Below are 14,793 nucleotides of genomic sequence, written 5' to 3' on the forward strand. Positions count from 1 at the left end.
TTAATTTTATCTTAAGTAGTGGCAGGGAATTGTGTCTGTTTAAAAAATCGCCTTTCAGTAAATATATTTGATAATTGGTGATTTTTAACATGACCACTTTCTCTGTATGTACTATTAATAGTAACTCGCGCTTAGCGGTCTTTACTGAACGCATTAAATAAATTAACAATAAAATGCGTGATGCTTATCGTGCCCTTGCTTTTTTTACATACTGAAATCACCAGGACGTCATCGAATGATCATAAGAAAACCTGTTGGTATGAATAATGAACAAAGCGCGTTTAGCCCTGTTTTTTTACGTCCTGAATGGCCTGGTCCTGCCCGCGGCATTTGCCGCCCCCTTACCGAAAGCGGAGTTCAACTGGCGCGCAGCACCCAGCGAAGAGCAGGTCGCCATTTTGACCCTGCGGGAAGCCATCCTTCGAGCCTTCGCACGCAACCCAAAAATTTCCGAGGCGGCGGCGCAGATTCATATTGGTGAAGGCGATCTGAGTGCCGCGCAAAGCGCCTGGTATCCCCAGATATCGCTTCAGGGGGCCGCGGGGCGCTCACATCAAACCGACTCATCTGGCAGTCTGAATAACAATGGGTCCGGCGGAATCACCCTCAGCCAGCTGTTATATGACTTTGGCCGCACTAACGGTGCCATTGACGAGCAGCATGCCCTGTCAGATGCCTACCGCTTCGGGTTATTTGACGCCATGACGCAGGTGGCTAAAGAGGCCTTACAGTCTTATCTGGAAGTCAAACGTTATCAGGCACTCGCCGCCACGGCACAGACGAATATCGCCTCGCTGGAGCACGTACGTGACATTGCCAAAATGCGTGCAGATGCCGGGCTCAACTCTCAGTCAGATGTGCTGCAGGCCGAAACCCGTATCGCCGCCATGCATGCCACGCGTGAACAGTATCTGGCCCAACTGCGTTCTGCCAACGCGCAGCTTACCGTCCTGACTGGCGTGGTGCCTGCCACACTGCCTGAGCTGCCCCAGGCGCTGTTACAACAGCAAATTACCCTGGACAAAATCGCCTATGAAAACAGCGCATCGGTGCGCAGTGCGCAATACAAACAGGAAGCCGCCCGCGAACGGGTCCGTCAGGCGCAATCGGGTCACTGGCCCAGCATCAAGGTTCAGGCTGGCCGGACGCGTTACGAAAACGATACCCGCTCATACTGGGACGATGAAGTCCAGCTTCAGGTAGAAGCGCCGCTCTATCAGGGCGGTCTCGTCAATGCCAAAACCCAGTCAGCGGAGGGCGATCGGCTGGCCGCCCAGGCTGCGGTACAGCAAGCCAAACTCACGATTAATCAAAACGCCTCCACATCTTACGCCGATATGATCGGTGCTCAGCAGCGTCAACTGGCGGGAGAGGCGCAGTTAGCCAGCGCTGAACATACGCGCAACGTGTATGCCGATGAGTACCGGCTCAGTAAACGCAGCCTGAACGATCTGCTTAGCGTTGAGCAGGACGTGTTTCAGGCCGACAGCGCGCGAATCACTGCGCTTTATGACGGGTGGGATGCCACCGTCCGTTACGCCGCTGCCGTCGATAACCTGCTCGACATCATGGGTATCGATCGTCAAAAAAACAGCGGTGATCTTCTTCCTTCTTTGCAATAGCCAACCCGTTTTAAAAGGCGCGAACAATGAGTGCACAAAACCCGACGACCGATAACTGGATTGCTGCGATGTTGCGCGTGGCGGCACGCTTCGGTAAGCCTGCAGAGCGCAAAACGCTTCGCCAGCAAATGCGCTGGTTTGAACACCTGCCGGTGGCGCAGCAGCGGGATCGCCTGTGCGGGCTGCTGGGTCTCCATTTAACCATGGTGCCGCAGAACCAATTGCGTTGGCGGCAGGACATCACGCCCGTGGTGCTGGTGATGGAAAATAACAGCGTCGCCGTGCTGGAAGAAATCGATGGCAAGGGCGGGGCGCGCTACTGGCTTAGTGAAGGCGGCGATGTCATTCGGGAAGGTGAGCTGGCAAGCCTGCTCTCCAGAGCGCAGGGGGACATTGGCGTGATTGGCGTGGCCGCGCGCGGAAGAGATGCCCGCATTGATGAATTCGTGCAGCCCTATGAACCACACTGGTTCTGGAAAAACTTTCGCGGCATGGGCCGGCGAATCGGCGAAATATCTCTGGCATCGGTAATCAGTAACGTCCTGGCACTCGCCGGTATTCTTTTCTCAATGCAGGTGTACGACAGGGTTATCCCGGCGCAGTCCGAGGCGACGTTGTGGGTGCTGTTTGTCGGCGTGCTCATTGCCGCCGCCATTGAATATCTGATTCGCCTGATGCGAACGCAGGTTTCTGACCTGATGGGGAAACGCATCGATCTGAAAGTGTCCGCCATGCTGTTTGCCCGGGCGATGAATATTCGCAATGAGTCACGGCCTAAATCCACTGGCTCTTTCATCTCCCAGCTGCGTGAAATCGATCAGGTTCGTGAGTTACTGACCTCAACCACCGTCGGCGCTGCCGCAGACTTACCCTTTGTCATTCTGTTCCTGTTTATCATGTCGTTTATCGGCGGCTGGCTGGTGCTGATTCCGCTGGCTGCTATTCCGCTCATTATTATTCCGGGGATGTTAGTGCAGTTCCCTATGGCGCGTCTGGCAAAAGCCGGGCTGCGCGAAGGCGCGCTGCGGAATGCCGTGCTGGTCGAGACGATAGAAGGCATTGAGGATATCAAAGCGCTGCAGGCCGAGCCTTACTTTCAACGCCAGTGGGAGCAAACCCACGAGGTCAGCGCCTCGATTGGCAATCAGCAACGTCTGTGGGGCGCCAGGCTGACCGGCTGGGCCTCCACCGTGCAGCAACTGACCTACGCGGGCATGCTGGTGTTCGGGGTTTATCTGGTACTGGATTCACAAATCACCACCGGTACGCTGGTGGCCTGTAGCCTGCTCTCTTCGCGCACCATCGCGCCACTCATGCAGCTGACCATGGTGTTTTCTCGTTGGCAGCACGCCAAAACCGCGATGAAAGGGCTGGATGAGCTGCTAAAAAAACCGCTCGATAAACCCGAGTCGGCCACCATGGCGCACTGTCCGACCCTGACCGGCCACTTTGAACTGCGCAACGTGCACTATACCTACGACGAAGAGAACGAAAAAAACGTGCTCAACGTGCAGCAGTTGAACATTAAGCCTGGAGAGAAAATAGCCATTCTGGGGAAGGTGGGCGCGGGCAAATCGACCCTGTTAAAAATACTGGCGGGCCAGGCGCAGGCCAGCCAGGGAAAAGTGCTGGTGGACGGCGTGGATATGGCACATATCGATCCAACCGATTTGCGCCGCCAGCTTGGCTGGCTGTCCCATGATTCGCGGCTGTTTTTTGGCACGCTCAGGCAGAATCTGCTGCTCGGCAATCCCCACGCCAGCGAACAGGAAATGCTGCAGGCGTTACGGATTAGTGGCGCGCTGTCGCTGGTCCAGCAGGATGCGGCCAGTCTGGATCGCGTGATCAATGAAGGGGGGCGAGGGCTGTCAGGTGGACAGCGGCAGATGATCATGCTCAGTCGAATGATCCTGCGCCAGCCGCAGGTGGTGCTGCTGGATGAGCCAACGGCCGCCATGGATGAGCAGCTTGAAGAGCATGTCATCCGTCAAATGCAGGGCTGGATCAGTGGACGCACGTTGATTCTGGTGACGCATCGCCCCGCGCTGCTGAAGATGGTCGATCGCATTGTCGTGATGGATAACGGGCGCATTATTGCCGACGGTGCGAAAGAGCAGATATTGCGGCGCGCCACTCAGAACGTCCCGGAAGCGACACAGGGAGGTGCGGTATGAGTGTGCTCATCGATAAAGACCTTGCCAGACACGAGCGGCGCACCTCCGCGATCATCTGGTTGTGTACGGCGGCGCTGGCCTTTTTCCTGATCTGGGCGCACTTTGCCATTCTTGATGAGGTAACCGTCGGGACCGGTAAGGTTACGCCATCTACGCGCGCCCAGGTCATTGACAGCCTGGACGGTGGCATCGTTAAGCAGCTCAACGTGCACGAAGGCGATATTGTAGAAAAGGGCCAGATACTGGCCACGCTGGACCCAACCCGGTTTCAGTCCAACTTTGGTGAAGTACAGGCCAGAGTTCGCACGCTGCGTGCTTCATCGGAACGGCTCAACGCTGAACTGTCGGGGATTCCACTTAAATTCAGTGCTGAGACGCAAAAAGAGCCGCAGCTGGTGGCGCGTGAGAGACAGCTGTATGAATCGCGTCGGCGTAACCTCACCGAGACCATCAACAACCTGCAACAGTCTTTGCGGCTGGTACAGGATGAGCTGCGGTTAACTGAACCGCTGGTGGCAAAAGGCGCGGCGGGGCAGGTTGAAGTGATTCGCCTGCGCCGGCAGGTCAGCGATCTGCGTGGAAAAATCGACGAGGCGCGTAACGACTATCTGGTCCGCGCTCATGAGGAGCAGGTAAAAAACAATGCTGAACTCGACGCCCAGCTACAGGTAGCCGCAGGCAAAGAGGATCAGCTGACGCGCGCCACGCTCTATTCACCCGTGCGCGGCATCGTTAAAGATATTCAGGTCACCACGGTAGGTGGTGTGCTCGAACCCGGCGGAAAAATGATGGAAATCGTCCCCCTGGAAGATCAGTTACTGATTGAAACCCGTATCAATCCCCGTGATATCGCCTATATCCGGCCCGGGCTGGCAGCCGTGGTGAAAGTCACAGCCTATGACTCATCCATTTACGGCGATTTAACCGGCGTGGTGGAAACCGTTTCGCCTGATACCTTGCAGGATGAAGTTAAGCGCGACCAGTATTACTACCGGGTTTATGTGCGTACGCAAAAAGCAGAACTCACCAACAGGGCTGGACGACGCTTTCCTATCGTACCGGGCATGGTGGCGAATGTGGAGATCAAAACGGGGCAGAAATCTGTCATGGACTATTTGCTTAAGCCGTTGAATAAAGTCAAAGAATCGATGCGTGAACGCTAATATAGCCCACGTTTTCTGACGTCACGTATTTTAGTTACGCTGCGTGATAAATTAGCCGCTGAAGTTTACCTGTTGAGGCGGTATATTGCGAAAAATAAACCCATAAATACGGTGAAGAATCCCGCAGCTATCCCGCCTATTCAACTCTCTAAGACAATACAGACAACGTTCAGGCAAAAAAAAGCCGGGCAATAAGCCCGGCGATATATAAGGGTAAAAAAAAATCATTCGGGGTGAATGAAGATAAGAAATAAATGATGATAGCGGGAGTAAGTATATTGGCTGGCGAATAATAAGTTTTACCATTGAGTGCTTAGGATTATTCCCACTAAAATCATTCGGATAGCTATTATTTTCAACGCGGTTGTCATTTTGTGCTTTATTTTTTATCACTCCGTGCGGCTAATAAGTTCCCCTTTATTTACATATAGCAATAAATTTTACAGGTCATGAAACACTTTCGGAAATTTAGTAGCATTTTTACGATGGATTATTACCCATTATGAAACAACAATGGTTTGCCGACCGATATTACCATCGGTTTGCAGTGGCAAATATAAAAGGCACATAACAGAGGGTAATAAAAATGAAGCGTCACATTCTCTCCCTGGCGATCCCGGCATTACTGGCAGCAGCGGGCTCGGCAAATGCGGCTGAAATCTACAATAAAGACGGCAATAAATTAGACCTGTTCGGCAAGGTTGACGGATTGCACTATTTCTCGGACAACGACGGTGCCAACGGCGACCAGTCTTATGTTCGTTTTGGCTTTAAGGGTGAAACCCAGGTAACAGATCAACTGAGCGGCTACGGCCAGTGGGAATACCAGGCGTCGCTCAACAATTCAGAAGCACAGGGTACGGCAAACAGCTACACCCGTGTTGGTTTTGCAGGACTGAAATTCGGCAATGCGGGTTCATTCGACTACGGTCGTAACTACGGTGTGGCTTACGACATTGGCGCATGGACTGACGTTCTTCCTGAGTTTGGTGGCGATACCTATGGCGCAGACAACTTTATGTTCCAGCGTGGCAACGGTATGGCGACCTACCGCAACAACGGCTTCTTCGGTCTGGTAGACGGCTGGAACTTTGCAGTTCAGTATCAGGGCAAAAACGATAACCCAACGGAAGCAAGCGGCGGGCGTGATGTGCTGGGTGAAAACGGCGACGGCTGGGGTCTGAGCACGACCTACGATCTGGGCTCCGGTTTCGGTATCGGTGCGGCAACCTTCCAGTCGGATCGTACCAACAACCAAAATGGCAATGCGCCGGGCATTCTGGGTCGCGGAGATAAAGCGGAAGCTTATACCGGTGGTCTGAAATACGATGCTAACAACATTTATCTGGCTGCGATGTACACGCGCGCCTATAACGCGATCAGCTTTGGCGACAGCACAAGCGCTAATCAGCCAAACACGGCCTACGGCTATGCTGACAAGGCTGATAACTGGGAATTAGTGGCACAGTACCAATTTGACTTTGGTCTGCGTCCTTCTCTGGCATACGTTAACTCGCGCGGCACCGATGTGCAGAACTGGGGCAAACAGAATCTGAAGAAATATGTCGACGTGGGTGCGACTTACTACTTCAACAAAAACATGTCGACCTATGTTGATTATAAAATCAACTTACTCGATGACAACGACTTTACCAAGGCCGCCGGCATTAATACCGATGACGTGGTGGGCGTAGGACTGGTGTACCAGTTCTAAATGTCACAGGGAGCGCCCGTGCGCTCCCTGATTTATTAATCTGCCGGGTGTTCCGGCTCGTTATCATCCTGTGGCACGATCACGTTGCCATATCTGGCCCCCTCGAATGCCACACCTGAAAGTGTAAACGCAGCAAAACTCAGCCAGTTTTGCATCGCAGTCATCACGGTTTCCGACTTATCCATCCCACACCTCTCAGCAACACAGTTAAGGTTTCTGGTGCAGGAATCGTGCCAGCCCAACCGCTCTCATAGCCACGGAAAAACAGGTGATTTTGCTACAATGGCGCGCGAATTAGGGGGCTGATGACCTTAAAAGGTGCAGGGGCGATCAACGACGGCGCAGGTAAGTGGTTGGCATGTTGCGATTACGGCGTTGCTGCCATGTTTTATAGCTTCCTAATACGAACAGGCCCAGCACAGCGGCAAGGATTACATAAATCATCTGTGACTCCTTATTCTGACGCTCTCAGGAGCGAGCGGAACGTAGCAGTGTGATCGACCTAATAAGTTTTATCAACCATGTTTAAGTTACTTTACTTAGTGTTTGTGCTTTGAAATATGCACAGATGACCTGTTACGGATAAATAATGATGCGTTTTAAGATAAATCTCCTGTTTGTAGCTTTAATGTCATTGTTAATGGGATGTGACGACACGTCATCCAAAGCCCATGACGCCATGGTGCTGGAAGGCAAAACGATGGGAACGGTGTGGCGAGTCAGCCTGGCAGGCGTGGAGGCTGGACGCAAAGCGGCACTACAACAGCGCATCCAGCAACGACTGGATGCCGATGATGCGGAACTCTCGACGTGGAAACCGACGTCAGTGCTGTCACGTTTTAATCAGAGTCGTGCAACAACGCCTCAGCCGGTGAGTGAAAACATGGCTGATATCGTGACGATTGCGCTACGTATCGGCAAAAAAACCTCGGGCGCCATGGATATTACGGTCGGGCCGCTGGTGAATTTATGGGGATTTGGCCCCGATAAGCAGCCCAACCATATTCCGGATGACAGCCAGATTGCCGCGGCCAAAGCCCTGACCGGCTTACAACATTTACGTGTCATACAGGGAGGCGAAGGCCAGTGGTTACAGAAGGATCTGCCAGGCTTGTATGTTGATCTCTCCACGGTGGGAGAAGGTTTTGCGACCGATCACCTTGCGCGACTGATGGAACAGGAGGGGATTAACAATTATCTGGTCTCGGTGGGGGGGGCTGTGCTATCCCGCGGGATGAATGCGCAGAACCAGCCATGGCGGGTGGCGATTCAGAAACCGACCGATCGCGAAAATGCCGTGCAGGCGCGTGTAGACCTGCAGGGACACGGCATCAGCACATCTGGCAGCTATCGAAACTATTATGAGCTAGACGGCAAACGTCTTTCACACATTATCGATCCCGCGACTGGCCGCCCGATTGACCATAAGCTGGTGTCAGCGACCGTGATTGCCACTACGGCGCTGGAAGCGGATGGCTGGGACACCGGCCTCATGGTGTTAGGTACTGAAAAAGCCAAAGCGCTGGCGATTAAAGAGAAACTGGCGGTGTATTTAATCACCCGGGAAGGCGATCGCTTCGTCAGCTGGATGTCGCCCCAGTTCTCTGCTTTTATTATTCCATCTGACTGACTGAGAGAACCGCTATGCTGGATCTGTTTAGTGATGCCTCACCCTGGCAAGAACCCCTGGCTGATGGCGCGGTGATTTTACGCCGTCGCGCATGCGATGAGGCGGAAGATCTGTATCAGGCCATGATGGCAATAGCAGAATGTAATCCGTTTGAGCACCGCATCACGCCGGGCGGACATCGCATGTCCGTTGCGATGACCAACTGTGGGGACTTCGGCTGGTCGACAGATGCGCGCGGCTACCGATACAGTGAACAGGACAGCAGCAGTCAACGTCCGTGGCCGGCAATGCCGGATGCGTTTCGCCGGCTGGCGCAGCAGTCGGCTGAAGAGGCCGGCTTCCCGGGCTTCAATCCGGATGCCTGCCTGGTTAACCGCTACGAACCCGGCGCTAAGCTGACGCTGCATCAGGACAAGGATGAAAAAGACTTGCGCCAGCCCATCGTTTCAGTGTCACTGGGCCTGGCGGCGGTTTTTCAGTTTGGTGGCTTTGAGCGGGGCGACCATGCACAGCGGGTTTTGCTGGAACATGGCGATGTGGTGGTGTGGGGCGGGCCTTCGCGACTGCGCTATCACGGCATCCTGCCGCTCAAGGCGGGCATCCATCCGCTCACCGGCGCCTTTCGCTATAACCTGACATTCAGGCGGGCTTTTTAACCCCCGCGCAAAGTGCGAATAACTATTGCTATCATTTGCCATCACATTAAACTGCAGGCTGATTTTCATGTCTGGTAAGGTTTTATGGCGTTGTTGAATGTGGTTTTCTGCCAGTATCGCTGGCCGTTTATTGGCGTAATTTTGCTCACCCTGCTGAGTGCCGCATTGGGTATTGGCATGATTGCTTTTATCAATAGCGAAATGATCGTCGCCGTGAATACTTCCCTGACTGTTCTGCCCGCGTTTCTGTTCCAGGTCGTGATGCTGATGGGCGTAACGCTGGCCTCACAGCTGGCGCTGACCTGGCTGGGCCATCAGTTTGTCTGGCGCATGCGTGGCGAATTTATCAAGCGTATCCTGGACACGCGCGTGGAGCGCATCGAACAGATTGGTAGCGCACAACTGCTGGCGGGATTAACCAGCGATGTCCGGGCAATCACCCTCGCTTTTGTCCGATTGCCTGAGTTAATTCAGGGCATCATTATCACGCTCGGTTCAGCGCTGTATCTTGCCTGGCTGTCACCCAGAATGCTGCTGGTCACCAGCGGCTGGCTGGTCGTGACCATCGTCGGCGGCTGGATGCTGGTGTCGCGGGTTTATCAGCATATGGCGAAGCTACGCGATGTCGAAGACAATCTCTACCGCGATTACCAGACGGTGATCGAGGGGCGTAAAGAGCTACAGCTTAACCGTGAGCGCGCCAGACTCATCTATGAAACGGTTTATCAGCAGGACGCCAACACCTACCGGCACCATATTGTGCGTGCCGATACCTTTCATCTCAGTGCCGTTAACTGGTCAAACATCATGATGCTGGGCGCTATTGGGATGGTGTTTTACATGGCTAACAGTCTGGGATGGGCCAATACGGCCGTCGCGGCCACCTTTTCCCTGACGTTGCTTTTTTTGCGCACGCCGCTGCTGTCCGCGGTCGGCGCTCTGCCTACGCTACTGAGTGCTCAGGTCGCCTTTCGCAAGCTCAATACCTTTGATCTCGCGCCCTATGAACCTGACTTTCCCGCCTTTAACGGCGAAACCGACTGGCAGACGCTTGAATTGCGAGATGTGACCTTTCACTACGGCGATAACGGTTTCCAGGTCGGACCGGTTAACTTGCGGCTCCAGCGCGGCGAGCTGGTGTTTTTAATCGGCGGTAACGGGAGCGGCAAATCGACGCTGGCCATGCTGCTCACCGGACTGTATCGCCCTCAGTCCGGCAGCCTGTTAATCGATGGCAAACCGGTTGATATGGGCGACCTCGATCGCTGGCGCAAACACTTTTCCGCCGTCTTTACCGATGTCCATCTGTTTGATCGCCTGATTGACAGCAAAGGCGATCCGGCGTCACCCGCCCGGATTCAGCAGTGGCTGGAAAAGCTTAAAATGCAGGACAAGCTAAAGATTGAAGGGAATAAGATCCTGAATCTGCAGTTGTCAAAAGGGCAAAGTAAAAGGCTGGCGTTGCTGCTGGCCGTGGCTGAACAGCGCGACGTCCTGCTGCTGGATGAGTGGGCAGCCGATCAGGATCCCCATTTCCGCCGGGTTTTCTATCGTGAACTACTGCCGGCGTTACAGGCCGCCGGTAAAACGGTATTCGCCATCAGCCACGACGACCACTACTTTATTCATGCCGATCGTCTGCTGGAAATGCGCGAGGGTAATCTGTACGAATTAACCGGCCATGCTCGCGACCACGCCAGCCTGGATGCCGTCAGGCTGACCGATACCGGATTATGATGTCTGATGAACGCGATTGACGAGGCTGCCCGATGCCTGACTACCACACTCAGAAGAGGGGCAGAGGGTTGATGCATAAACGATAAAGCCGCTCAGGGTGAGCGGCTTAGAAAAGGTCTGGTTGGCGCTTGAAATCACACGTTGCTTTGCTGTAACGCGGTGTGAGGTTGGTAGCTTGTTATAATCAATCGTTTGGCGGGATGGAGAAGTTTTTCAGTGAAACGACAAAATGTTGTTGGCCTTTGCTGATGCGCGCACCGCGATCGCACCACTGACTTGCCAGACGAAAGAAATCGTCACAACCGATGTCGTATGCCAGCTCCACCTTATTGATACCTGAGTGCAGTAAATTTTCTGCATCCTTCAGGTTTTTAGCTTGGATGATCATATCTGTACCCTCGATTTCAGGAGGAAACAGAATAAGCGTTTTTTATGACAAAAATGTTTCAGTTTGATGAACTGCTGTCTTATTTGTTATTTTTGTGAAGCATTAGACATTAAGGGTTTATCACTAACTCATTAATTAATATCAATAATGGTGATTTTTTTAGCAGTTTATCGGGAAAGTCTGATATTGCAATCATCAGCAGCGGGCTGTTCAGCACAGCCCGGCAAACAGAAATCGTTTAGTCCTGTTGATGTCTGTCAGGCAGCAGGCCAATCAGAGGTTTTCAGGTCTGGGCTTCATGCTCACTCTCAGGGCGAAGACGTTCCTGAGCCAGAAAACTCAGGTCGCTGCCTGCAGGACGCTGGTAAATGCGCAGCGAAAAGACGTTAGCGATGGCATATACGTATTCGAAGATGGCCGATTGGGTATGTTCATAATCGACCCAAAGCACTGACGACGTAAAGCAGTAGATCTCAATGGGCAGCCCCTCAGAAGACGGCTTCATTGACCTCACCACGATATACATCTCTTTATGGATATCATCTCGCTGAGCCAGCCAGGCGGTGAGATAGTGACGAAAGATCATCAAATTCGTCATGCCATTTTCAACGAACCAGCGATCGCCGACGGCACTCAGTTCGCGACCATCCATAAGTTTGGACAGTTGTTCATTAATGCCGCGAATCTGCGTCATGGGCTCCAGCATGGCGTGATTTACAAAGCTTATGGACGTTTGATCAATGTAGAAACTGCGCATGATCCGGCGTGCACCGGATGAGAACATGGCCTGCCAGTTGGTATAGGTTTCGGTCAGAAAGGTTTTGGTGGGAACCCGGGACAGAGTATTGTCCCAGTTGCGAATAGTAATGGTGTGAAGGGCGATATCCACTACCTCTCCACTGATATTATTGACCGGAAGCTCTATCCAGTCGCCTAGCTGCAACACATCATTCGAAGAGAGCTGTATATTCGCCACCAGCGACAGTAAGGTGTGCTGAAATATCAACATCAGCACCGCTGCCACCGCACCCAGACTGGAGATAATAATGACTGGCGACTTATTCGACATGATAGCCAGGATCATAATCGCCGAAATGATATGCACCAGAATTTTGCCGACCTGAATATAGCCTTTAATGGAATGGTTTTTACGTTTCGACTTTTTTACGTAGGAGATATTAATAATCTCCAGTACTTCATTAAAGAACAGCGACAGGTAGACCATAAACAATATGCCGCAGATGGTCTTAATGGCAATCAGCAGATGCTCGGGTAAGTCTGGCATAAACTGCAGCAGGAAGTAGACGGTGATCACCGGAATAAAATTAGACAGCTTTTCAGACAGCCTGACGTCTTTGTCCAGCGGCACCTGATTTTTATGGCTGCTGAAGAACACCTTACGTACGACTTTGACAACCAAAAACTTACAAATCAGATGCGCAACCAGGCCCGCGACAATCAACACAACGATGTTAATAGCAATGGAAAGAGCAGGTTTGTTCTCGATAAAGTGTTGTATGTTGTTCAAATAATTCATGTTAATCGTATGCCTGGAAATTTGTCTGTATTCAATCACAAACCTGATAATGGCGATAAGCGTAGCGTGCGTTTGAACGTCGTGCGAGGGGTAAGTTAATTGAATTGATTTATCATGCCATAGTGCCACTTTACGCCTGTGGCATCGCCAGCCTGTCTGACGCGTGAACAGGGGCGGCAGAGCGGGGCAGTCAACGAAAGTCTGGCTCGTTCAGGCCATGACTGTACTGCCTGTGCTGAGGTTCACGTACGCGTCCTGCGAGCGCTGGCGCGTTCACCTGGGCAGTGCATGGGTAACCGGCTTTGTACTGTGCCACAGAGGTATTTTTCGCCGCCTCATAACGGTCAGTTTCGGCAACAGGTCTTTAGCCTTTCGGTTATTCAGGACAGGCAGATATCAGTATCGTCATATTGAACCGGGGATGCTATGCGCGCGTTAACTCCCTGCATATAAATGAGCATCATTGAATTAAGGTTATATTTTCCCGATGCTCATGATTTTATTGAACCTGTTCCTGCTGTCGCTCAGGCGTGTTTTTTTCTTAGTGACATGTTGTCGGCCTGATTAAAAGGCGCTGCAAAATGCGGGTTTTACACTCTGTATTTATAGCTATTTACGCTAAATATATGGAGGATATCGCCGTGATTTGACTTATGAGAGGCATGCTGTAGGTTAAAAATACCTCAAAAACATATGCTTATCTCCACCTCTTTTCAGGAAGGTGGAAAATGAAAACTCACACTATCTCTAACAGTCACCCCGGTGGTCGTGTTCAGTCGGCGCGCTCGGGCAGAGTGGGCTTTTTTGAAAAAGCCGGTTTTGGCGCCGGCGATGCGGCCTGCAATATGTTGTTTAATCCGATAACCATGTTCTTGTCGTTTTTCTATACGGATATATTTGGCCTTGCGCCGGGCGTGGTGGCGACCATCTTTCTTGTTGTACGATTTGCCGATGCGGTTTTCGACCCCTTTTACGGCGCTTATATTGATAAAACCGCGACGCGATGGGGCCGTTTTCGTCCCTGGATTATAGGCTTTGCCGTACCCTTTGCCATTAGCTGTATGGTGATGTTTTACACACCGGATTTACAGGGCCATGCAAAGGTCATGTATGCCTTTATTACCTATCTGATTTTGTCGCTGCTTTATTCCGGGGTTAACATTCCTTACTGCTCGCTGGGCGGCGTAATCACTACCAACGCGCAAGAACGGGTGTCCTGTCAGCAATTCCGTTTTATGGGCGCCGGGCTCGCCAGCCTGTTCTGCACGCTGACATTACTGCCAATGGTGGCCTTTTTCGGTAACGGAAACCGGCAAATCGGTTTCTTCTGGGTCATCACCATTTTTGCCATCATTTCCCTGTTTTTGTTTGTTTTTTGTGTGGCAACCACCCGGGAGCGCATTACACCCAAGAGCAATGCCGGAGAATCCATTTTCACTATTATCCGGCAAATCACAAAAAACGATCAGTGGGTCGTCTGTGTCTTTGCCATGTTTCTGGACTGTATCCCTTCTTTTGTGCGCGGCGCCGCCTGTATCTACTTTGCGAAGTACGTGATGGGATTAAACGATTACTACGCCACGCTGTTCCTGAGCACCGGCATTGTTGCCGGTATTCTTGGCTCTTACATTACCCCGTTTTTCACGAACCGGTGGTGTAAGGTTCAGGTTTATCAGGCATGCAAAGCGGTCGCGCTGGCGATGTCAGTGGTGTTCTTCTTTTTGCCCGCCCAGAACGTGGTACTGGTGTTTGGCTGGTTTTTTATCCTGTCAGTCATTCATCAGATTGGTGCGCCTATCCTGTGGTCGTTTATCGGTGACGTTGATGACTATGGCGACTGGAAAACAGGCAAGCGCCTGTCTGGGATCTGTGCCTCTGGCAACCTGTTTTCACTCAAAATTGCGCTGGCCGTCAGCGGCGCGATTGTGGGGGCTGTCCTGTCGGTCACCGGTTATCAGGCCAACATTGCTGTGCAAAGCAGCCGCGCCATCGCCGGGATTTATGCGCTGATGGTCTGGATTCCCGTCGTGGGTTATCTGCTGTCTGTGTGGCTGGTCCGTTCGCGCTACATATTGACCACAGCCAAAATGAAAACCATTGAAGACGATCTGTTCTCAACGCATCCCGAGTAAGCCTTTATCCGTAATTCGTTATGAAGACAGAAGGGAAGAA

The 14,793-nt window shown here is 52.3% G+C and carries 12 protein-coding genes; 8 read left to right on the forward strand and 4 right to left on the reverse strand.

Annotated features, from left to right (window positions below):
- The first annotated feature begins 266 nt into the window (after positions 1–266).
- The 4 genes from AAIE03_RS04115 to ompC all read left to right on the forward strand — a co-directional run bounded on the left by AAIE03_RS04115 (position 267) and on the right by ompC (position 6,673).
- Entirely contained in the window at positions 267–1,622 is a 1,356-nt protein-coding gene (locus AAIE03_RS04115; RefSeq protein WP_019106571.1) for a TolC family outer membrane protein, read from the forward strand.
- Between the two features lie 26 nt (positions 1,623–1,648).
- On the forward strand, positions 1,649–3,796 hold the full coding sequence (locus tag AAIE03_RS04120) for a type I secretion system permease/ATPase (RefSeq protein WP_210532089.1): 2,148 nt from the start codon (positions 1,649–1,651) through the stop codon (positions 3,794–3,796).
- Entirely contained in the window at positions 3,793–4,959 is a 1,167-nt protein-coding gene (locus AAIE03_RS04125) for a beta-barrel domain-containing protein (protein WP_116197290.1), read from the forward strand. Before AAIE03_RS04120 ends, AAIE03_RS04125 begins: the two co-directional genes overlap by 4 nt.
- Before the next feature lie 586 nt (positions 4,960–5,545).
- The gene (gene ompC, locus AAIE03_RS04130) at positions 5,546–6,673 is read left to right on the forward strand and encodes a porin OmpC (RefSeq protein WP_498562806.1); all 1,128 of its coding nucleotides are present in this window, start codon (positions 5,546–5,548) and stop codon (positions 6,671–6,673) included.
- Between the two features lie 35 nt (positions 6,674–6,708).
- On the opposite strand, the gene AAIE03_RS04135 is transcribed toward ompC, so the two are convergent.
- Together AAIE03_RS04135 and AAIE03_RS04140 are read right to left on the reverse strand one after the other, a co-directional pair.
- Positions 6,709–6,858: a hypothetical protein gene (locus tag AAIE03_RS04135; protein ID WP_014605391.1), complete on the reverse strand. Its 150-nt coding sequence runs from the start codon at positions 6,856–6,858 to the stop codon at positions 6,709–6,711.
- Positions 6,859–7,003: 145 nt separating this feature from the next.
- Positions 7,004–7,117, reverse strand: a complete 114-nt coding sequence (locus AAIE03_RS04140; protein WP_013026480.1) for a hypothetical protein — start codon at positions 7,115–7,117, stop codon at positions 7,004–7,006.
- Positions 7,118–7,262: 145 nt separating this feature from the next.
- Here AAIE03_RS04140 and apbE point away from each other — a divergent pair, with 145 nt between their 5' ends.
- The 3 genes from apbE (at position 7,263) to AAIE03_RS04155 (ending at position 10,696) form a co-directional block, all read left to right on the forward strand.
- The gene (gene apbE / locus AAIE03_RS04145; RefSeq protein ID WP_029569017.1) at positions 7,263–8,303 is read left to right on the forward strand and encodes an FAD:protein FMN transferase ApbE; all 1,041 of its coding nucleotides are present in this window, start codon (positions 7,263–7,265) and stop codon (positions 8,301–8,303) included.
- Between the two features lie 14 nt (positions 8,304–8,317).
- Positions 8,318–8,959, forward strand: a complete 642-nt coding sequence (alkB, locus tag AAIE03_RS04150; RefSeq protein WP_498562807.1) for a DNA oxidative demethylase AlkB — start codon at positions 8,318–8,320, stop codon at positions 8,957–8,959.
- A gap of 84 nt (positions 8,960–9,043) precedes the next feature.
- Positions 9,044–10,696 (forward strand): multidrug ABC transporter permease/ATP-binding protein, encoded by a 1,653-nt coding sequence (locus AAIE03_RS04155; protein WP_019106568.1) that lies wholly within the window; start codon positions 9,044–9,046, stop codon positions 10,694–10,696.
- 184 nt (positions 10,697–10,880) lie between these two features.
- On the opposite strand, the gene AAIE03_RS04160 is transcribed toward AAIE03_RS04155, so the two are convergent.
- A complete protein-coding gene (locus AAIE03_RS04160; protein WP_013026476.1) occupies positions 10,881–11,084 on the reverse strand; it encodes a hypothetical protein in 204 nt (67 codons plus the stop codon).
- 283 nt (positions 11,085–11,367) lie between these two features.
- Complete coding sequence (locus AAIE03_RS04165; RefSeq protein WP_015699866.1) at positions 11,368–12,621, reverse strand: mechanosensitive ion channel family protein; 1,254 nt, start codon at positions 12,619–12,621, stop codon at positions 11,368–11,370.
- Between the two features lie 728 nt (positions 12,622–13,349).
- On the opposite strand from AAIE03_RS04165, the gene AAIE03_RS04170 reads away from it, so the two are divergent.
- Positions 13,350–14,753, forward strand: coding sequence for a glycoside-pentoside-hexuronide (GPH):cation symporter (locus AAIE03_RS04170; protein ID WP_210452186.1), 1,404 nt, complete (start codon positions 13,350–13,352; stop codon positions 14,751–14,753).
- Positions 14,754–14,793 lie beyond the last annotated feature (40 nt).

The organism is Pantoea sp. Ae19-2, assembly GCF_059801205.1.